Raw genomic sequence first — 19,240 nt, forward strand, 5'->3', positions numbered from 1 at the left:
CATGTCCCCTCATTGTCAGTCGAATCTTACGACTCGTTCTTGACTGTCAATAAGACACAAGCAAGGCACTTCCGTCCTTGCCGAACCGTGGCTTGACGCCGAGCAGGGGCGCAGCCCGCCGAATGATGGCGCCGACGATCGGCGCCGCATTGCAGCCGGCAGTGATGCCGCAACGTTCCAGCGCCTGCTTCGGCTCGTCGGCGAAGGCCAGCACGATATATTTCGGATCGTTGATCGGGAAGGAGCCAAGGAAGGCATTGAAGCGCACGTCACTGGCATAGCGACCATGCCGCACCTTCTCGGCGGTGCCGGTCTTGCCGCCGACCCAGAAGCCCGGCACTTCGGCCCGCTTGCCGGATCCCAGCGGATTGGCGACATTGTCGCGGAAGAGGAAGCGCATATTGCTGACCGTGCTCGGCTTGATCACCAGTTCGGCATTCTCCATCGCCTCGTCTGCCGTACGCGGCAGGAAAGTCGGCTCGATCAGGTAGCCGCCGTTCATCAGCGCCGCACCCGCCACCGCGGTCTGCAGCGGCGTGGTGGCCACGCCGTGACCGAAGGCGATGGTCAATGAATTGATCTTTTTCCACACTTTCGGCTGGGAGGGTGTCGCAACCTCGGGCAGTTCTGTCTTCATCTTCGACAGCAGACCGAGCCGCGTCAAAAATTCCTTGTGCCCTTCGAGACCGACGGAATCGGCCATCCGGGCGGCACCGATATTAGAGGAATGGATGAACACGTCCGAGACCGACAGGATGGCATGCGTCGCATGGAAGTCGTGGATGGTGAAGCCGCCGATATAGAGCGGTTTGCGCGCGTCAAACGTGCTGTTCATGTTCATCTTGCCGTCATCCAGCGCCATGGCGATGGTGAAGGCTTTGAAGGTCGAACCCATCTCGAACAGGCCGCCCGACATGCGGTTCATGTCGCTCTTGGTCTCGCGCTTGATCGTCTCGCCCGGATTGTTGGGGTCGAAATCCGGCACGGAGGCCATGGCGATGATTTCGCCGGTATGGATATCGAGCACCACCGCGCCGGCGGCGACCGAATTGAATTTCTGCATGCCGTTGACGATTTCCTCGTGCAGGATGTTCTGCACGCGCAAATCGATAGAGAGCTTGACCGGCTCAAGCGGCGTGTTCGTCGCAAGGCCCGTGGCGCGCAGGTCGGCAAGGCCCTGCATGTCGAGATATTTCTCCATGCCGGCAACGCCGCGATTGTCGATATCGACATAGCCGACGAGATGCGCCGCCGTCTCACCGGCGGGGTAGAAGCGCCGCTTGGCCGGGCGGAAGCCGATGCCGGGTATGCCAAGCTGCAGGATCTCGCTCTGCTGCTTGGGTGTCAGCTGTCGGTCGAGCCACTGGAAATGCGACTTCGAGGTCAGCTTCTTGTAGGTGCCCTTGGTGTCGAGATTGGGCAGCACCGAGGTCAGCAATTCAACCGCTTCATCCGGATCGACGATCTTGTTGGGCTCGCAGAACAGCGAAACGGTATTGACGTCGGTTGCCAGAATCTCGCCGTTACGGTCGAGGATATCCGGGCGAGAGGCGACCGTGGCGTCGGACGGAGCGATCGACGCCACGGTATCCGGCGGCGTCAGCCCATATTCCACCAGCCGACCGCCAATGATCGCATAGACGATGCTGAAGCAGCCGATCATGATGGCGATGCGGCTGCGCGCCTGACCACCCGAAGCCTTGCGGGTGCCCTGGAAATTGACGCCGGTCGAGTTCGGCAGGCTGCGCGACCCGGTGTTGAAATGGGCCTTGCTCTTCACAACCATGATGCGGGAGAGGAAGGACATCAGTCGTTCACCGATCCTGTCTTGATTGTGTCAGTGCTCTCGCCGAGCAGTTTCTGCGCATAGGCACGGGCTTCCTTGTCGGTCACCTTGCCGTCCTTGTCGGTGTCGGCCGGATCGAAGACCGGCAGTTGCGAGCGTAGCATCGGCAGTTCCTGTGGCTGCACCAGCTGGGTCGATTCGGTGGGAAGCAGCGGCAGCTGTGTCTGGAAATCGGTGACCAGGGTCTGCAGCCGGTGCGGTTGGGTGAGCAGCGACCAGTCGGCCTTGAGCAGCGCGATCGTGTCCTTTTCGAGCTGGATATCCGCCTCGATCTTCCTGACCTCGGCAAGCTTCTCCTCGGCGCGGTGCTTGATCGAATAGGTCACGGCGGCCACTGCCGTCATGATCACGATCAGGATGACGTCCAGGGTGCGCAGCATGTCAGGGCCTCATCTTTTCAATATCGGTCAGCTTCGGCAGGTCGAAGATCGAAACATCGGCCTTGCCTGCCTTGGCTTCAGTGCGAATGCCGACGCGCAGCTTGGCGGAACGGGCGCGAGGATTGACCTCCGCCTCCTCGTCGCTGGCCAGCACCGCCTGCTTGGTCGGAAGCTTGAAAATCTCCGGCGCCTGCGCGACTTCCGGCAGGTGACGCGATCCGGACGCCTTGCCGGCGCGATCGGCGAAGTAGCGCTTGACGATGCGGTCTTCGAGCGAATGGAAGGTGACGACCACCAGCCGTCCGCCGGGCTTCAATGCCCGCTCCGCCGCAAACAAGGCCGCAGCCAGTTCACCGAGCTCGTCATTGACGAACACGCGCAGCGCCTGGAAGACGCGGGTCGCGGGGTGAATCTTGTCCGCCATTTTGCGCGGTGTCACAATCTCGATCAGGCCGGCAAGGTCGCGCGTGGTGTGAAAGAGTTTTTCCTGCCGGCGCCGCTCGATCGCATGCGCAATGCGCGTCGCCTGCCGCTCCTCGCCGAGGAACGAGAAAATCCGGATCAGGTCGTTGACCTTGGCCCGGTTGATCACATCGGCTGCACTGACGCCGGCGCTCGCCATGCGCATGTCGAGCGGCCCGTTCTTCTGGAAGGAGAAGCCGCGCTCGGCCTCATCGATCTGCATGGAGGAGACGCCGATATCGAGCACGACGCCGTCGAGCCCCTCTTCCGGCGCAAACCGGTCGAGCCGGCTGAAATTGCTTTGGTGAAGCTCGAGCCTGCCGCCAAAGCGCTCGACCATGGCCTGTCCTGCGGCAATCGCCGAAGGGTCACGGTCGAGCGCGATGACGGCAGCGCCCGTATCGAGAATGGCGCCCGTATAACCGCCTGCGCCAAACGTTCCGTCGAGAACGATGCGGTCTGCCGCCGGTTCGAGATACCGAAGTACCTCTGCCAGCATGACAGGTATATGGCGTACCGATCCGCCTGTGGCATCGTCCGCTTCGCTGCCACGATCCGCCATAACCTCTGTGCTCCGTATCATCAGGAACTGGGGCCTCGTTTCCTCAGTTCCTCTCTCGCCGTTTTCTGGGCGTCCGAAAACACATCCGGGCGCCACAATTGGAAATATTCTGCTCGACCGACGAAGGTCACCTCGTTCTCTATCCCCGTATAGGAACGGATGAACTCGGTCACCATCAGACGACCCTCGGAATCGAGCTTCATGAAGACCCCGCCACCGTGGACCAGCAGCGACATCCGGTTCCATTCCAGCGCAAACGGATCCATGTCCTGAAGCCGCCTCTCGAAGCGGGCGAGCAGGTCCGGACCGCCGATACAAATCGCCGGATAGTGAAGATCCTGAAAACAGTACAGTTCCTCGATGCCCGCCGAACTGAGAACGCTGCGAAAGGTGGAGGGTACAGACACCCGGCCCTTGACATCGATCTTGTTCGTCGCGCTCGACAGGAACCGGTTCATAACGCGATACAGCCGCTCCCAGGCGGCGAACCCCGCCGAGCGGAGCCGCCATGCACTTGATATCGTTCACAAATGCAGGGTCCCGTCCCACATCCGCGAGTGATCCGTCCGGGTAGACCGGCCGGTCCGCACCAAATCTGAACTGGGCTCTAGAGCGCCCTTCTGCAGTGCGATTTTGGGATAACATGGGACATTATGGGCGTCAATGGGATTGGACCTGTCGCGCGGGCATTCCGCGGTCGTTTATTCATAAGCCGTTAAGTTTAATGGAAGTTTAATTTTGGCTGCAGAAGTTCGGTTGGAATTTGAGAAAAGTTAAATAAAGCAGGTCCTGAAGTTCAGAAAATGCGGGATTTCCAGCGCCTTGAAGCAGGAAATGCATCCCGAATCGCAAATGTGGGGGGTATCGCCAGTCGGCCTGTAAGCCGGGTTCTGTATGGCTCCGACTCGCGCCGGAACGTGGCAGCCATTCATCTGGGACGACGCTTACGCGCCGCCTCACGCAACCCACCCGGATGGCGGACCCGGAAACGGGTCTGGCGCTTGCGCGCACATGCCATCCCTATTCGGTCTTGCTCCCGGCGGGGTTTACCATGCCGTCCCTGTCGCCAGGTCCGCGGTGGGCTCTTACCCCACCTTTTCACCCTCACCCGGCATGCCGGGCGGTCTGTTTTCTGTGGCACTTTCCCTGGGGTCGCCCCCGCCGGACGTTATCCGGCGCCGTGTTTCCGTGGAGCCCGGACTTTCCTCACCTCGCGGCCTTTCGACCTTCTGCGGAGCGCGGCTGCCCGGCCGACTGGCAGGGCGTGCTTAGACCAGTCGCGGCACAATAGGAAGGCGAAAAATAGAGATCGGGGAGATCATGTTGCGAATGAAGGCCGGGAGTCGCATCCTGAATGACACCACCAAGCAGCAAGTTGCTCGTGCCCTGCTGATCACCTACTGTTCGTTCCCGGCTCAGGAAGCCAGGGTTAGCTTGAACCTGCCCATAGTAACTTGGGGCGTCATCGGCAGGATGATAATAATAGGCAGTGGGAAGCTGCACGATCAACAACGCCGCGGCACCGATCCACATGGAGCGCCAATCCGGTTTTCCCCACACCGCCAGCTTCTTCTTCACAGTCACGAGGTCATGCTTTTGCGAAAAGCGCCTGATCTTACGCGCCGCAGCCTCGACGCGCATTCTCTTAAAGATTAACAAGCCGGTGGGCACGATGAAAAAGACATACAACCAAAAGAATATTAAATGGAATTCCGGCGCAAGGTCCGCGCGCCAGAGCAGCAGGCCGACCGCCTGCCCAATCAGCGGCAGGGCCGCGATCGCGGCAAATCCGTAGAGCCTATAATACAGCGCAACAGGCAGCGGAAACAGACCGCCAAGGATCGTTCTCGAACGCGGATGTCTGTCCCGCCGGTGCGCCGCCGCGTAATAGGCCTGGATATCGGAATCCTTAGGAAAGACGAGATCCAGATAGATGTCGTCGATCAGCGACACCTCGTAATAGGGTGTCGGCTTCGATGGATCGGCCAGAGGACGGCCAACCGTCAGTGTCAGTGCCGCAAGAAGATAACTGGCTCGCCCCGCATCCAGGCTGGCAAACAAGATCCTGTCTTGACGAAGGAAGCCAAAGCGCTCTTCCACTGCGCGTAAGATCGGCGCATAGGGCATTAGGAAGTCCTTGCCGATGAACCTCGCATCGCCGGGCCTGATCGATATGTCGGGCAAATGACCGAAATGGGCATATATATCTTCCACCAGGCGCATCAGCATCATCCTGGTCAATAGMCCTGACAATTCCAGTGGCGCCTGGTCTCGCACGGTCTCGACAGCCGCCCAAAAGACCTTGAGAGGTTCCGGATCAAGATCCACGCGGCTTGCGCTGAGGAGAAGCTGGAAACGCTCGAGCGCGTCTTCGTTGGGGTGAGGACCGGCCGGGCTGCGCGTGGGCTCTGCAGCGATGGGCTCGCGCGTATTGGCAGCATCCGCTGCGGTGCGATCGGCGTTCCCATCGGAGGTTGTTTCCGGCGTCTCAAGCGATGCAGCAGATCCTTGTTCGTCCAGCTGCGCGGAGGGACCGTCGAGCGAAACCGGCGCGGACGATGGAGGAATTGTCTGCTCAGCCAGCGCTTCGCTTTCCCCCGCCGTGTCAACGAGTTGCAAGCGCACGCGCAGTGCATGATCACGGGCTTGGAGCAAGGCCTGAAATCCGGCAGGGTCTTCATCCGGCCGCGTTTCCCGCAGCCTTATCGCATAGGCCTTTCGGATCGCCTTCTCGTCACCGGTTGGAGCGATACCTAGAACCGACCACGGATAATCCATCTCCACACCCCTTATTCACGCCCGCCGTAAAACCTGTTCCGACCGAATACGACGGCAGCCCAGAGCAAGACCGCGGCAAACCTGCCGAGTTTCAGGACGGTGACGTCACGTCCGCTCCATTTCTTCAGTCGCCCGACGATCTCATCATGGCTAAGCCCCTTCGCCACGAATCGATCGATGCGCGCACTGAGCGCGCCCACCCGCAAGCCGCGCCACTGAGCGCCGACAGCAAGCGAAACAGCACAATAAATCAGGATCACCAGCGGCAGAAACTGCCTGACTTGTTCGTTCGTCGAATTTAGAAATGCCACCATGACCGCGGCGATACCGCAAAGCGCGGCAGACAGGCGGGAAAGCCGGAAATAGAGAGCAAAGGGCAGAGAGAACAAGGCTATCTGTATGGAAAAGGACGATTCGCAGCGACCCTGCGTCACGCTATTTCGATAATATTGCAGCATGAACCCATCTGCCGCAAAACCCGCTTTCAGATAGGATTCCGGGATGAAGGGAACCTTGGATGGCTTAACCTTTTCGCCGCCGTCGCTCGGTTGCCGCAGCGCAAATGAAAACGCCTCGATCAAATAGAAACCGTCTTCCTGCGCCAGGAAATCGAACACGACCATGTCATGTTGCGCGAGCCGGAAATGCGCATCGAAATCCCTGACAATGTCGACATAGACGTTGAATGGACCGTTTCGAAATCTCGCGACCTCTGCATTGGTCATGTCGGTGACAGACCGCATTTCAGGAATTGCCGCTCGCATATCACTGACCAGCCGATGCAGCAGCCAATGCATGGCAAGCCCATCACATTCGAGGGGAACGTCGTCGAACGCCGCGAACGCACGCTTCCACTGAATGCGCAGGTCCGACGCGGAGGATTTGGTGTCTATGGCTTGAAGGCTTTGCGACAACTTCGCCAGCGCCACATCCGCGGCTCCTTCGCCTACCGGGGGTGCGCTGTCCTTTTCCAATACGGCATCGGAGATGCTGGCTTCATTCTCCAATGTCGTAGTCTCGAATGCAGCCGCAGCCGTCTCTCGTTCGGTGCTTTGCGCAACCACGATGCTCGCATCATCAAAAGCACTGAAAGCGGCATGCCCGGCAAGCGCTGCGTCACGCGCCTCGACCAATTTCTGAAATCCGGCGGGGTCCTCGTCGGGGCGCGTCTCGCGCAGTTTCAGCGCATAGGCCCTGCGGACCGCTTTTGCGTCATCGGTCGGCGCGATGCCAAGGACCGACCAGGGATAGCCTGTCGTCATAAGGGCCATCAGCTCCGGGTGAAGACGAACTTGTCGAACTTGTCGAGGAACTGCCGGAATTCCTGCCGCACTCGATCGATATCGCGAATGCGCTGATCGTCGATGGCCGCATTGAAGTGCAAGAGTCCATTGGCGATCGCATCCCGGTCGGCGTCCAGCACCTCGGCATAGAGCCGTTCGGCACGCGCGATCAGTTCGCGATTCTCGTGTTGGTCGCGCGGCGCAAGCTTGATTGCGGAGAGCTTGGCAAAGCGTGCAGCCAAATCGGCGTCGCTGAGACCTGAACTGTTGGCGAACACTGCTTTATAGATCTGCCGTGTGGAGTTCACCGTCGCTTCGACTTCAAGCGCGCCGTTGAGGTCATAGGTGAAACGAACATTGACCGATTCCTGGTGGGCTGGCTTGGGCGGCACCTCTACTTTCAGGCGGCCGATCATGATGTTGTGCTCGGGCTTGAGATTCTCGCCCTGGAAAACACGCAGATCGATCCTTGACTGGTTGTCTTCTATCGTCACGTAGCTTTCCACGCGGCTGATCGGCACCGTGGCATTGCGCTGGATGATTGGCGAGACGACCTCTTCGTGGCGGCCATCGGGTCTCCGTCGCACAATGCCGATGCCAAGCGTGAAAGGACAGACATCGGTGAGCAGCACGTCTTCGACCGCCGCATGCCGCGCCTTGAGCGCCGACTGGATGACAGCACCATGCGCCACCACCTCATCCGGATTGATATTGACGAAGGGCAGCTTGCCGAAGAGCCGTACAATCATCTGGCGGATTGCCGGCATGCGGGTCGCACCGCCGACAAGCACAATGGCATCGAGATCGGACGGCGCGATCGTCGAATCACGCAGCGCTCGCTCGAGCGGCTGACGCAGCCGCCGAAACAGATCTGCGCATTCGAGCTCGAACTCGTCGCGCGTGACGGTGCCTTCGAGCCGCCCACTCTTCAGTTCGATGCGATAGTCCGTGGACGCGTGCGACGAGAGTTCGAGCTTCACGACATCGGCACCGCGAACCAGCCTCGCCAATTCGACACCGGAGAGCGCGTGCAGATCGATGTTGGATTTGCGGCAGAGGAGCTGCCCCAGCGCATTGGTGAAATCGTCGCCACCGAGAAAATTGTCGCCCGCAGAGGCGCGGATTTCAAACACGCCGTCATATTTATGCATGATCGAGACGTCGAACGTACCGCCGCCCAGGTCGAAGACCAGGAATTGGCCTTCGTCATGGGTCTCGAGCCCATAGGCCAGCACCGCTGCGGTCGGTTCGTTGATCAGTCGCTCGACCTTGAGACCGGCAAGCTGCGCCGCATGGATCGTAGCCTTGCGCTGTACGTCGTTGAAATAGGCCGGACAGGAGATCACCGCCTCGGTCACCGTTTCATTGTAATGAGCCTGGAAATCGGCGACCAGCGAGCGCAGCACCAGCGAGGAAAGCTCTTCGGCGCGGAACGATTTGCGGCCGAGCTGGATGACCTTGTCGGTGCCCATCCAGCGCTTGAACGACATGACAGCGTTTTCAGGCTTCGACAGTGCCATTTCCCGCGCCGCGGCACCGACGAGGATCTGCTCGTCCGCACCGATCGATACGGCCGAAGGCGTCAGGAAACTGCCATGCGCATTGCGGATGAGATTGGGTTTGCCGTCCTCGAACACGCCGATAAGCGAATTCGTCGTACCAAGATCAATGCCGATAATTGCCATCGTGAGTCCGAAATTGATGAAGAGAGAGACGCGTGCAAGATTGCCATCTCACTACCTGCATTCTCGGGGGCCGACAATAAAAAGTTGAATTGCTTCAGGCCCCTGGCAGCGCCTTGAGCAACCGGTGCAGCGTCTCGATCGTCGAGGCATCCGCCACGCCGTCGACACGCTCGGGCCGGAAATGCCGCTGGAACGCCTCGACGACGCCGACCGTCTTCTCGCAGAACTCACCGCTCACCGGCACGTCATAGCCATAGAGCGCCAGCATGGCCTGTAGCGCCTCCACGGGCGGCCCCCCATCGCCGCGCTGGAAGAAACGACCGCCAGCAATCGGCGTGGGTGCGACATAATGCCCGACGCCTGACCCAGCCAGCCTGTTCCAGGGGAATTTCTCGCCCGGATCGACCTTGCGCACCGGAGCGATGTCGGAATGACCGAGCACCATTTCCGCCGCGATCGCATGGCGGGCAATAATATCACGACAGAGCGCGATGACGGCTTCGATCTGCGCGTCCGTGAAATCCGGCAGGCCGCCGGGATGGCCCGCATTGGCGATCTCTATGCCGATCGAGCGCGAATTGCTGTCGGTCTCACCCTTCCAGAAGCTCTTTCCCGCATGCCAGGCCCGCAGGCTCTCCGGCACGAGCTGCAGGATACGCCCGTCCTCGAAGATGAAGTAATGAGAGGAGACCTGGCTTTCCTCCACCGTCAGCCAATGAAGCGCCTGCTCCGCCGTCGGCATGCCGGTATAGTGGAGCACGATCATGTCAGGTGAGCGCGCGCCCTGGCGCTCGCCATGATTGGGCGACGGAGCCACCTCGGCTCCGGCAAAGTCCGGCTGGAAGACGTTCATGCGACGGCGAGACGGAATTCCCGCTCGATCGCGGCAAAGGCATCGTTGAAACGCGCCATGCGATCGTTGGCGATGGCCTGGAACGAGGCCGGCAGGCCGCGCGCGATCAGCCCGTCCGGATGATTCTCCCGCACCAGAGCGTGGTAATGCTTGCGGATCGTCGGGAAATCATCCTTGCGCGACACGCCGAGCACCACATAGGGATCGCGTCCCTCGACATGCACATGGCGGGCAGTGATGCGCTCGAAATGTTCTTCCGAAATGCGGAAGATCTGCGCCACGTCCTGCAGGAAGACCATTTCCTTCTCATGTACGGCGCCGTCGGCCTTGGCAATATGGAAAAGGCCGTCGATGACGTTTTCCAGCATTGGGCAATTGGCCTGGCCGGAGCTGCAAAAGCCAGAAAGTTTCTCGGCATAGGCCTGATAGCCCGCCACGTCCTGCTTGGCGAGATTATAGAGCCGGGCGACATTGCGCGCCTCGTCCGCGGGATAGTCGAACACTTCCTGGAAAGCTGCGACCTCGGTTTCGGTGACGACGCCATCCGCCTTTGCCATCTTGGCCGAAAGCGCGATCATGGCAACCGAAAAGGCCACGCGGCGGCGCGTCTCGGGATCACCCTCGAAGGCAGTGCGAATCGTCTCCACGATGCATGTCAGCGTGTTCGTGGCAGCGTCGGAAACGGCACCCAGCAGTTTTTCCCAGAAGGACATGAACTCACCTGGCATCAACATAATCCTGCAATCAAAGCATGGACCGACAATCATCGGAAATGCAAGCTGAGGATAGCATGAAATTTTCGTAATCCGCGCCTATGCGGAAATATAGTTTTTGCAATGTTGCCCATATGAAAACAGGCCCGCAAGCGGGCCTGTCGAAACCGGAAAAATCCGAGGCTTACTTGCAGACGCGGGTCTTCTTGATGACGACCTTATGGTTCGTCACGACCTTGACCGTCCGCCAATGGCAGGCCGGCTTGATGATGACGACCTTCTTGACCGGCGCCGGCTTGATCTTGACAACGACAGTAGCGGCGGCAGGCATGGCAAACGAAGCGGCGGTCAGGCACGCGACGAAGGCTGCAGCAACAGTTTTCTTCATTTTCAGCTCCCTTGATTATATCCAGTTCGGACTCAATCCGATGAATAGCACCTAGCATGAACATTCCGCGACAGCAACTCAGCGTCAATTGCTTACGGGTGTCTAGGTTACCTGGATGTTAGGCACATCGGGGTGCCATGCCGCAGGACGGGCATCAAGGCGGAATTTTTCACGATCTCTTCACTTTACAGACTGTTAAGTGTGCCGCAGACATGCACATATTGTCCGGGCAAACTGCCCGCATGGAGGATAATATGGCAAAACAAAAAGCCGCGCTGCTGACTGCTGGCGGGTTGGCCCCGTGTCTGTCTTCAGCCGTCGGCGGACTGATCCAGCGCTATAGCGACGTGGCACCCGATATCGAACTGGTCGCCTATCGCTCCGGCTACCAGGGCGTGCTGCTTGGCGACAGCATTGGGATCACGCCGACGATGCGCGAAAAGGCCGGACTGCTCCATTACCAGGGTGGCTCGCCGATCGGCAACAGCCGCGTCAAGCTCACCAATGTCGCCGACTGTGTCAAACGCGGCCTGGTGAAGGAAGGCGAAAATCCGCTCAGAGTCGCCGCCGAGCGGCTGAGCCGCGACGGCATCACCATCCTGCATACGATCGGCGGCGACGACACCAACACGACGGCTGCCGACCTCGCCGCCTATCTCGACGCCAACGGCTACAAACTCACCGTCGTCGGCCTGCCGAAGACGGTCGACAACGACATCGTGCCGATTCGGCAATCGCTGGGCGCCTGGACGGCCGCCGAAGTCGGCGCGCATTTCTTCGACAATGTCTCCAACGAACAGACGGCGGCGCCGAAATCGCTCGTCGTCCATGAAGTCATGGGCCGGCATTGCGGCTGGCTGACGGCGGCCACCGCCCGCGCCTATATACAGAAGTCGCGCAAGAACGAATATGTCGACGGGCTGATGATGAATGCCCAGCTCAAAAGCATCGACGGCATCTACCTTCCCGAGATCGGCTTCGATTACGAGAAGGAAGGCGCGCGATTGAAGAAGGTCATGGAGAAGGAAGGCTGCGTCACCATCTTCGTCTCGGAAGGCGCGGGCCTCGACGCCATCGTCGCCGAACGCGAGGCCGCCGGCGAGCAGATCAAGCGCGATGCCTTCGGCCATGTGAAGATCGACACGATCAATGTCGGCAACTGGTTCTCCAAGCAGCTTGGCCAGCAGATCGGCGCCGAGCGCTCGATGGTGCAGAAGTCGGGCTATTTCGCCCGCTCCGCACCGGCCAACAAGGACGACCTGCGACTCATCCAGGGCATGGTCGACCTCGCGGTCGAAAGCGCCCTCAACCGAGTCTCCGGCGTCACAGGCCATGACGAGAACCAGGGCGGCAAGCTGCGCACGATCGAGTTCGAGCGCATCGAAGGCGGCAAGCATTTCGACACCGACCAGCCCTGGTTTGGCGAAATGATGGCATTTGTCGGTCAGGAATGGGCCGCGCTCTGAAACTTTTTTACGAACCGGCTCAAAAACAGGGCCGGTTCGTTAACACCTTGTTTTTCAGTAATTCCGCTTTCTTAACCACCCCCGTTAACAACCATTACAGGTTTATTAACACCGAATCGGCCATTCCTTAAGGTAGCAGAGAGCCTCGGGCAGGGTTGCCCGGCAAAAGTTAATGAGGTATCAGGGCGTAACGATTTGTGAACGGGGGTCCCGCGCGGGGCGGGCCAAACTTAACAAAGCGGGCGGGAAAATGACCAAAAAATTGAAGCTGGCCACACAAATTGCTCTGGTCACCGGAACGGTTTGCATGGCGGCTTCCTGCAGCACCACATCTCACAGCGTAGCCATGGTGCCTGCCAAAAAACCCGTTACCGTTCAGACCGCCCAGGTCACCCAGTTGCAGCAGGTCGACACGACGGCGCTCGCTTCGCCTGATGCGATGCCGATGACGATCCAGCCCGTCGACCTCGCCACCGACAAGACTGTCGCCATGGCCTATGCCATCCCGACACCGAAGCCGGCCAACGATGCCAGCGCGGCGCTGCAGCAGGCCGTGCAGGTCGCTTCCGCCGATCCGAACGCGGTCAACGAAACCATGGCCGCCGTGAACAGCAATGCCGCCGACACGGCAGTTGGCCTCGACACCAACCCCGCGCCCGTTGTCAAGACGCGTTCGCTCGGCCCGATCGTCATGCAGGACGGTTTCGACGCCCCGGACGTTGCCTCCGTCAATGTCAAACAGACCACCGAGACGACGGACACAACACCCTCTACGGTCAATGCGCTCACCGAGGAAGGCCTGCAGAAGGACGCTCAGGAGCCCTTCGTCAGCTCGACGCGCAACACCAACCTCAACCAGCTCATCTCCAAGTATGCGGCGCTCTACGACGTGCCGGAATCACTTGTGCATCACGTGGTGCGTCGCGAAACCAATTACAATCCCGGCGCGGTGCATGCCGGCAATTGGGGCCTGATGCAGATTCGCTACAACACCGCCAGGGGCCTGGGCTACATCGGCTCGCCCAACGGTCTATTGGACGCCGAGACCAATCTCAAATATGCGGTGAAATATCTCAAGGGCGCCTGGATCGTCGCCGACAAGAACGCCACCAAGGCCGATTGGCTCTACCGCACAGGCTATTATTACCAGGCCAAGAAGAAGCAGCTTCTCGAAAAACTCAACCTGCAATGACCGGCTGAACGGTCGAGTTTTTCTGGACGCTGACTGGCTGAAGAAAAAGGTAACAGGTGGCGCTGCGAAAGTCCGATTTCGCGCCTGAACCTTAGCCCCTCACCTGCAAAATCAAGACGTTAGAAAATGCGTTGACCAGCCGCGCTAGAGCACGATTCATTTCGCATTTCCTAACATCATGATTTTGCTTCCTCTCCCACAAGGGGCTGGGAAAACCCGCGGTAACGCCTTGCCACAATTGCCAGGTTGACCCTTGGCTGCGACGGCAGATGAGGGGCTCAAGTCCGTGCCCCGGACCAATACTTAGATAGCCGCCCAGGTCAATCAACTCCTCGGGCAGACAGCAACCAACCGCAATCCTCAATCCGGCTCGACCGTGCTCTCATCTGGCTGCGCATCGTTCTTCGGCACGACATTATCAGTCGGTGCCGCCGGCAGCGGCGCGCGGGCTGCATCCATCACTTTGGCCACCAGCTCGTGTGGCCGGTAGCCCAGCCGGCCCGGCGTCAGACCAAGCCGAACCACTACGAGTCCTTCCGACGGAATGACGGCGATCGATTGCCCGTCATGGCCGGACAGCCAGAAGGCATCGGCCGGCAGCGTGTTGACGGTATCCGACCCGCCGCCCGCGGGAGGCAGTTTCCAGGCGAGCGCCTGCGTATATCTGCCGTTCGACTGCTGTGTCGCGGTGGTCAGCATGGTGGCGAAATCGGGCGGCAGGACCTGCACGCCATTCCAGTCGCCCTTGTTGGCAAGCAGCAGGCCGAAACGCCCCCAGTCACGCGCCGTGGCATAGAGCAGCGAGCCGCCGGAGAACGTGCCGACCGCATCGGTCTCGAAGATCGCACTGCGCATGCCGATCGGCCCGAACAGCGCCTTGCGCGGATAGGCGAGCGCCTCCTGCGGGTCTGGGACTGCGTTCATCCAAAGCCGCGTCAGCAGCGCACCGGTGCCGGTGGAATAGTGGAATTTCGTGCCCGATCTATCCACCAGCGGCTGGGTCTCAACGAACTTCGCCTCGTCCGTTTCGAGAAACAGCATGCGCGTCACGTCGCTGACGTTGCCGTAATCCTCGTTGAACTGCAGGCCGCTCTGCATCGCCATCAGATCGGAGAGCTTGATCGTGGCGCGGTCGTCGCTCCAGTCGGAGAAGAGATGATCCTGGTCCCATTTGAACTTGCCCTGCCCGACCATGGTGGCGACCAGTGCACCGGTCACCGTCTTGGTCATCGACCAGCCCAGGAATGGCGTGTCGGCGCTGAAGCCGGGCGCATAGGTCTCGGCAATCAGCCTGCCATTCTTGATCACGACGATGGCGCGCATGCCCGGTCCGGCAAGTTTTGGATCGGTGATCAGCGCCTTGACCGGATCGCTGCCGGCAAGGCTGACTTCGTCGCCGAGCGGCCATTCATATTCAGACGCCTTCTCCACCTCGACCGGTTTGGCAAAGGCAACCTTGCGCACAGCATCGAGATTGCTGTCCGGCGCCACTGTGCAGCCCAATCCATCCCGGTAGACCGCATAGCGCGGCGCCACCCAACCGAACAGGTTCGCCTCGATATAGTCGCTGCCTTTGTCGATCTTCACATATTTGAGCAACGGATTCCCCGGCGCCTGGACGTCGTCGGCAAAAACCTGGCGGGGATCGCGATGGGCGAGGAAGACGTTCGAGCAGACGATCTTGGCCGCATAGGCGGTTCCGACTCTGAGCAGCTCGGGCGGAAGGAAATAGAGCCAGCCGGCAGCGCCGACAACCAGCACGACGACCAGCAGAGCCAGCCACTTCAGTATCTTGACGATGATTCGCATGATCGTCGGTTTACTCCATTTCCCGATAGAAATCAGGAAAACGGTCGTTGGGGAAGAGCTAAGGGGCTGCTCTTCCCCAACTTCCGACTGCGGTTCAGGCGCTGATCATAAGGGCCGGCTTCAGGGGCTCGAAGCCGGAGGAATTGATCAATGCATGAACCGTATCCGCAGGCACTGGCCGCGAAATATGGTAGCCTTGGATGGCGGTGGCGCCGAGCGACAGCGCCATGTCCATTTGATGTTGCGTCTCCACGCCCTCGACAGTGGCGGCGACGTCGAAAATCTTGCCGAGCCGCATGATGATGTCGACGATCTGCGCGTCGCGCCCGCCATCCATGATCGTGCGCGTGAAGGAGCGGTCGACCTTGAGCTGGTCGACGGGAAATTCCCGGAGATGGTTGATCGAAGAGAAGCCGATGCCGAAATCGTCGAGTGCGATATGCACGCCCATGTCGCGGAGTTCGACGAGGCAGCCGCGCACCACATGAATGTCGGCGGTGAATACCTGTTCGGTGATCTCGATGGTCAACCGTGAAGGCGCGAGCCCGGAGACATTGAGCGAACGGCGGATATGGTCGACGAAACCCGGATCACGGAACTCGTCGCCGGTGACATTGACCGCCACCCCGGCCGAGCCTGGCCATCGCGCGGCGTCCCGGATCGCCTGTGCCACGACGAAGCGGCCAAGGGCGGTCATGTGGCCGCAGCGCTGCGCCACTGAAAGAAAACCGTCCGGACCGATGACGCCGCGCGACGGATGCCGCCAGCGCACCAGGGCTTCGAAACCGCTGAACCGGCCATCCACCGCTGCCATGATCGGTTGGTATTCGAGAAAAAATTCGTCCTGCTTGAGGCCCCTGGCGATCTCCTGCTCGATGCGCATCTGGTCGAGCATGTGCTGCGCCAGGCCGTCCGTGTGGAAAGCCTGCGCCGAGCCGGGAATATCCTTGGCGATGTAGAGGGCCAGATCGGCGCGCTTCAGCACGTCGCCCATCGATGTGTCACCGTCTTCGAGATAGGCGATGCCGATCGACACGCCGGTGACGGTGCGGCCGGAGCTGAGCTCGAACGGTTCGTCCGCCCTCGCCTTGATCACCCGGCAGAGCCGCTCAACATCGCTGTCCTGCGGCGCGCCGGCAAGGGTGACGACAAATTCGTCGCCGCCGAGCCGGAAAAGCCTGAGCAGCGGCCCGAGCGAGGCCTGCAACCGCCCGGTAAACAGTTTTAGCAGTTCGTCGCCGGCATCGTGGCCGAGCGTATCGTTGACATGCTTGAAACGATCGAGATCGAGAAGCAGCAGCGCCGGGCGGAATGCCCCCTGCCCCCGCACTTCGATGAAACGGGCGACTTCCCGTTCCAGTGCGCGCCGGTTGGGCAGGCCGGTCAACCGGTCCTGCAGCGACAGCCGCATCAGCTGCCGCTCTGATTCTTCGCGCTCCCTGAGCCTTTTGGTCAAAGCGGCTTTGGTCTGGCCGAATCGATGGCAGACAAGCCCGGCCAGAACCGGCACAGTCAGAATCAACGCGTGAACGGGATCATCGAAATTTTCCACGACGCGGGAGGTCGGCCCTTGGGAAAGAGCTTCCGTCGTGAATCCAACTATGGGCAATAATGCCCCGATTGCCGAGCCGGCGAAAGCATATCGCTGGGGAAGACCCGGCAGCAACGTTCGCAACATCATGTTCGCCGCTCCTGCTATATCAGGCACGCTAGCGGCCATCCGTTAATTTTCCCTTGAGACGGCGGCCAGTTTTTGCGTCAGATCGGGCCAAATATCAAATAGTTCACCTGTAAATTGACCTCTGTCATTTATGTTTTGCCGCTATGCACAATTCCTGTCATCAAAACATAGTGAAATTGCAATAATTGCTCCCGGCATATCGAAGAGGAACCACTGATATGCCGCAAGTGAACGGGGTACGGAAATTCGGGCTGGATCACAGGTTGAAGGGTGCGCTTCTACAGCACCGGGCGCTCAGTCTTGACGGCATTTCCGAGCGTGTGTTCGGAATGCTGTTCTCCGGCCTCGTCTATCCGCAGATCTGGGAAGATCCTGAAGTCGATCTGGCAGCCATGGCACTTCAGCCGCACCACCGCATCGCCACGATCGCCTCAGGCGGCTGCAACATGCTCACCTATCTCGCCGCCGGCCCCGAATCGATCGACGTCGTCGACCTCAATGCCAGCCATATCGCGCTCAACAAGCTCAAAATTGCCGCCTTCCGGCACCTGCCCTCGCATCATGACGTGATGCGCTTCTTCGGCGTCGCCAATGAGCGTTCCAACAGCAAGGCCTATCATCATTTCATTGCCGACCATCTCGATCCGATCACGCGGCGCTATTGGGAGCGCCGGCGACTGAACGGCAAGCGCCGCATCGACGTCTTCAACGGCAATTTCTACCGCACCGGCCTGCTCGGCCGCTTCATCGGCGCCAGCCACATCGCCGCCCGCCTCTATGGCATCGATCTGAGCGAATTGATGCGCGCGCAAAATGTCGCCGAGCAGCGCGAATTCTTCGACCGCAAGATCGCGCCGGTCTTCGACCGCAAGGCGGTGCGCTGGATCACGGCGCGCAAAAGCTCGCTCTTCGGCCTCGGCATCCCGCCGCGCCAGTTCGACGAGCTCGCCAGCCTGACCGATGAGAAGACGCTGGCCGGCGTGCTGCGCGAGCGGGTGGAAAAGCTCGCCTGCCATTTTCCGCTCAACGAGAACTATTTTGCCTGGCAGGCCTTCGCCCGCCGCTATCCGCGCCCCGAGGAAGGCAAGCTGCCGCCTTACCTCGCATCCGCCAACTATCAGGCGATCCGCGGCAATCTCGACCGCGTCGCCATCCATCACGCCAATTTCACCGTCATGCTGGCGGCCAAGCCAGCGCAGTCGATGGATCGCTATGTGCTGCTCGACGCCCAGGACTGGATGAACGACGAGCAGATCAACGCGCTCTGGGCTGAGATCAGCCGCACGGCGCGCGACGGCGCCCGCGTCATCTTCCGCACGGCGGCAGAGAAGAGCATTGTCGACGCCCGCCTGACACCGGAAGTCGCTGCACAATGGACCTATCTCAAGGACCGTTCCGAAAGCCTCAACAAGCAAGATCGCTCGGCGATCTATGGCGGCTTCCATATCTATGAGAGGACAGCATGAGCGCATCGGCAGCACGCGAGACCTCCGGCCATTCGGATCTGATGAACCAGATCTACCGCCGCCAGCGTCATATCTATGATGCGACGCGCAAATATTACCTGCTCGGCCGCGACCAGATGATCCGCGGCCTCGACATGCGCCCGCGCCAGAGCCTGCTCGAAGTCGGCTGCGGCACTGGCCGCAATCTCGCACTGGCGGCAAAACTCTACCCGGATATCCGTCTCTACGGCCTGGATATTTCTTCCGAAATGCTTGTCAGCGCTGAGAAGACGCTCACCTGTCTCGGCCGCGCCGACCCGGTGCTCAGGCTCGGCGATGCCGCGCAGGTTCAGGCCGGCGATTTCGGCGTCAGCGGCTTTGATCGCATCATGATCTCCTATGCGCTATCGATGATTCCCGAATGGGAAAAAACCATCGAGGCGGCGCTCTCCGCGCTGAAACCCGGCGGCTCGCTGCACATTGCCGATTTCGGCCAGCAGAGGAAACTGCCCGTATGGTTCCGCTCCGGTCTCAGAAGCTGGCTGAAGCGTTTCCACGTCACGCCACGCGCCGAACTGGAATCGGTTCTGCGAATGGCTGCGGAACGTGGCCCCTTCACGCTGGAATTTCACTCGCACGCCCGTGATTATGCCTGGATCGCGGTCATCCGCCGGAACTGACGCGAAATCCGCCTTCA

The 19,240-nt window shown here is 60.2% G+C and carries 15 protein-coding genes and 1 other RNA gene; 4 read left to right on the top strand and 12 right to left on the bottom strand.

Features of this window, described 5'->3' with window-relative positions; all coding sequences use genetic code 11:
* Positions 1-46 precede the first annotated feature (46 nt).
* The 10 genes from AC1DYF_RS16755 to AC1DYF_RS16800 form a co-directional block, all read right to left on the bottom strand.
* On the bottom strand, positions 47-1,807 hold the full coding sequence (locus AC1DYF_RS16755) for a peptidoglycan D,D-transpeptidase FtsI family protein (RefSeq protein ID WP_477877876.1): 1,761 nt from the start codon (positions 1,805-1,807) through the stop codon (positions 47-49).
* Positions 1,807-2,226 (bottom strand): cell division protein FtsL, encoded by a 420-nt coding sequence (gene ftsL / locus AC1DYF_RS16760; protein WP_477877877.1) that lies wholly within the window; start codon positions 2,224-2,226, stop codon positions 1,807-1,809. The genes AC1DYF_RS16755 and ftsL overlap by 1 nt, the downstream gene beginning before the upstream one ends.
* A gap of 1 nt (position 2,227) precedes the next feature.
* Positions 2,228-3,250, bottom strand: a complete 1,023-nt coding sequence (gene rsmH / locus AC1DYF_RS16765; protein ID WP_477877878.1) for a 16S rRNA (cytosine(1402)-N(4))-methyltransferase RsmH — start codon at positions 3,248-3,250, stop codon at positions 2,228-2,230.
* 20 nt (positions 3,251-3,270) lie between these two features.
* A complete protein-coding gene (mraZ, locus tag AC1DYF_RS16770; protein ID WP_477877879.1) occupies positions 3,271-3,708 on the bottom strand; it encodes a division/cell wall cluster transcriptional repressor MraZ in 438 nt (145 codons plus the stop codon).
* A gap of 405 nt (positions 3,709-4,113) precedes the next feature.
* An RNA gene (gene rnpB, locus AC1DYF_RS16775) (RNase P RNA component class A) lies at positions 4,114-4,508 on the bottom strand.
* Between the two features lie 1,531 nt (positions 4,509-6,039).
* Positions 6,040-7,161 (bottom strand): hypothetical protein, encoded by a 1,122-nt coding sequence (locus tag AC1DYF_RS16780; RefSeq protein WP_477877880.1) that lies wholly within the window; start codon positions 7,159-7,161, stop codon positions 6,040-6,042.
* Positions 7,162-7,298: 137 nt separating this feature from the next.
* Positions 7,299-8,996 carry an Hsp70 family protein gene (locus AC1DYF_RS16785; RefSeq protein WP_477877881.1) on the bottom strand — a complete coding sequence of 566 codons (1,698 nt, stop codon included), beginning with the start codon at positions 8,994-8,996 and terminating at the stop codon, positions 7,299-7,301.
* Between the two features lie 94 nt (positions 8,997-9,090).
* Positions 9,091-9,849 (bottom strand): N-acetylmuramoyl-L-alanine amidase, encoded by a 759-nt coding sequence (locus tag AC1DYF_RS16790; RefSeq protein WP_477877882.1) that lies wholly within the window; start codon positions 9,847-9,849, stop codon positions 9,091-9,093.
* On the bottom strand, positions 9,846-10,562 hold the full coding sequence (locus AC1DYF_RS16795; protein WP_477877954.1) for a TerB family tellurite resistance protein: 717 nt from the start codon (positions 10,560-10,562) through the stop codon (positions 9,846-9,848). Before AC1DYF_RS16795 ends, AC1DYF_RS16790 begins: the two co-directional genes overlap by 4 nt.
* 184 nt (positions 10,563-10,746) lie before the next feature.
* Positions 10,747-10,950, bottom strand: coding sequence for a hypothetical protein (locus tag AC1DYF_RS16800; protein WP_477877883.1), 204 nt, complete (start codon positions 10,948-10,950; stop codon positions 10,747-10,749).
* A gap of 254 nt (positions 10,951-11,204) precedes the next feature.
* Between AC1DYF_RS16800 and AC1DYF_RS16805 the strand changes: the two genes are divergently transcribed.
* Both AC1DYF_RS16805 and AC1DYF_RS16810 read left to right on the top strand, forming a co-directional pair.
* The gene (locus tag AC1DYF_RS16805) at positions 11,205-12,416 is read left to right on the top strand and encodes a pyrophosphate--fructose-6-phosphate 1-phosphotransferase (protein ID WP_477877884.1); all 1,212 of its coding nucleotides are present in this window, start codon (positions 11,205-11,207) and stop codon (positions 12,414-12,416) included.
* 250 nt (positions 12,417-12,666) lie between these two features.
* A complete protein-coding gene (locus tag AC1DYF_RS16810; protein WP_477877885.1) occupies positions 12,667-13,608 on the top strand; it encodes a transglycosylase SLT domain-containing protein in 942 nt (313 codons plus the stop codon).
* A 360-nt stretch (positions 13,609-13,968) separates the two neighbouring features.
* Here the strand turns inward: AC1DYF_RS16810 and AC1DYF_RS16815 are convergent, their stop codons facing one another.
* Together AC1DYF_RS16815 and AC1DYF_RS16820 are read right to left on the bottom strand one after the other, a co-directional pair.
* Complete coding sequence (locus AC1DYF_RS16815) at positions 13,969-15,417, bottom strand: serine hydrolase domain-containing protein (protein WP_477877886.1); 1,449 nt, start codon at positions 15,415-15,417, stop codon at positions 13,969-13,971.
* A gap of 94 nt (positions 15,418-15,511) precedes the next feature.
* Positions 15,512-17,098, bottom strand: coding sequence for a putative bifunctional diguanylate cyclase/phosphodiesterase (locus AC1DYF_RS16820; RefSeq protein ID WP_477877887.1), 1,587 nt, complete (start codon positions 17,096-17,098; stop codon positions 15,512-15,514).
* 218 nt (positions 17,099-17,316) lie between these two features.
* Between AC1DYF_RS16820 and AC1DYF_RS16825 the strand changes: the two genes are divergently transcribed.
* Both AC1DYF_RS16825 and AC1DYF_RS16830 read left to right on the top strand, forming a co-directional pair.
* Positions 17,317-18,564, top strand: a complete 1,248-nt coding sequence (locus tag AC1DYF_RS16825; protein ID WP_477877888.1) for a BtaA family protein — start codon at positions 17,317-17,319, stop codon at positions 18,562-18,564.
* Positions 18,561-19,223, top strand: coding sequence for a class I SAM-dependent methyltransferase (locus AC1DYF_RS16830; RefSeq protein WP_477877889.1), 663 nt, complete (start codon positions 18,561-18,563; stop codon positions 19,221-19,223). Before AC1DYF_RS16825 ends, AC1DYF_RS16830 begins: the two co-directional genes overlap by 4 nt.
* Positions 19,224-19,240: the final 17 nt, after the last annotated feature.

This window comes from Rhizobium sp. P2_G9 (assembly GCF_056403475.1).

Bases quoted from the DNA above. Each gene is read 5' to 3' on its own strand.
- AC1DYF_RS16810 (WP_477877885.1), top strand. From the start codon at position 12,667: ATGACCAAAAAATTGAAGCTGGCCACACAAATTGCTCTGGTCACCGGA.
- ftsL (WP_477877877.1), bottom strand. From the start codon at position 2,226: ATGCTGCGCACCCTGGACGTCATCCTGATCGTGATCATGACGGCAGTG.
- AC1DYF_RS16825 (WP_477877888.1), top strand. From the start codon at position 17,317: ATGCCGCAAGTGAACGGGGTACGGAAATTCGGGCTGGATCACAGGTTG.
- AC1DYF_RS16830 (WP_477877889.1), top strand. From the start codon at position 18,561: ATGAGCGCATCGGCAGCACGCGAGACCTCCGGCCATTCGGATCTGATG.
- AC1DYF_RS16755 (WP_477877876.1), bottom strand. From the start codon at position 1,807: ATGTCCTTCCTCTCCCGCATCATGGTTGTGAAGAGCAAGGCCCATTTC.
- AC1DYF_RS16820 (WP_477877887.1), bottom strand. From the start codon at position 17,098: ATGATGTTGCGAACGTTGCTGCCGGGTCTTCCCCAGCGATATGCTTTC.
- AC1DYF_RS16815 (WP_477877886.1), bottom strand. From the start codon at position 15,417: ATGCGAATCATCGTCAAGATACTGAAGTGGCTGGCTCTGCTGGTCGTC.
- AC1DYF_RS16795 (WP_477877954.1), bottom strand. From the start codon at position 10,562: ATGTCCTTCTGGGAAAAACTGCTGGGTGCCGTTTCCGACGCTGCCACG.
- rsmH (WP_477877878.1), bottom strand. From the start codon at position 3,250: ATGGCGGATCGTGGCAGCGAAGCGGACGATGCCACAGGCGGATCGGTA.
- mraZ (WP_477877879.1), bottom strand. From the start codon at position 3,708: ATGAACCGGTTCCTGTCGAGCGCGACGAACAAGATCGATGTCAAGGGC.
- AC1DYF_RS16800 (WP_477877883.1), bottom strand. From the start codon at position 10,950: ATGAAGAAAACTGTTGCTGCAGCCTTCGTCGCGTGCCTGACCGCCGCT.
- AC1DYF_RS16785 (WP_477877881.1), bottom strand. From the start codon at position 8,996: ATGGCAATTATCGGCATTGATCTTGGTACGACGAATTCGCTTATCGGC.
- AC1DYF_RS16805 (WP_477877884.1), top strand. From the start codon at position 11,205: ATGGCAAAACAAAAAGCCGCGCTGCTGACTGCTGGCGGGTTGGCCCCG.
- AC1DYF_RS16790 (WP_477877882.1), bottom strand. From the start codon at position 9,849: ATGAACGTCTTCCAGCCGGACTTTGCCGGAGCCGAGGTGGCTCCGTCG.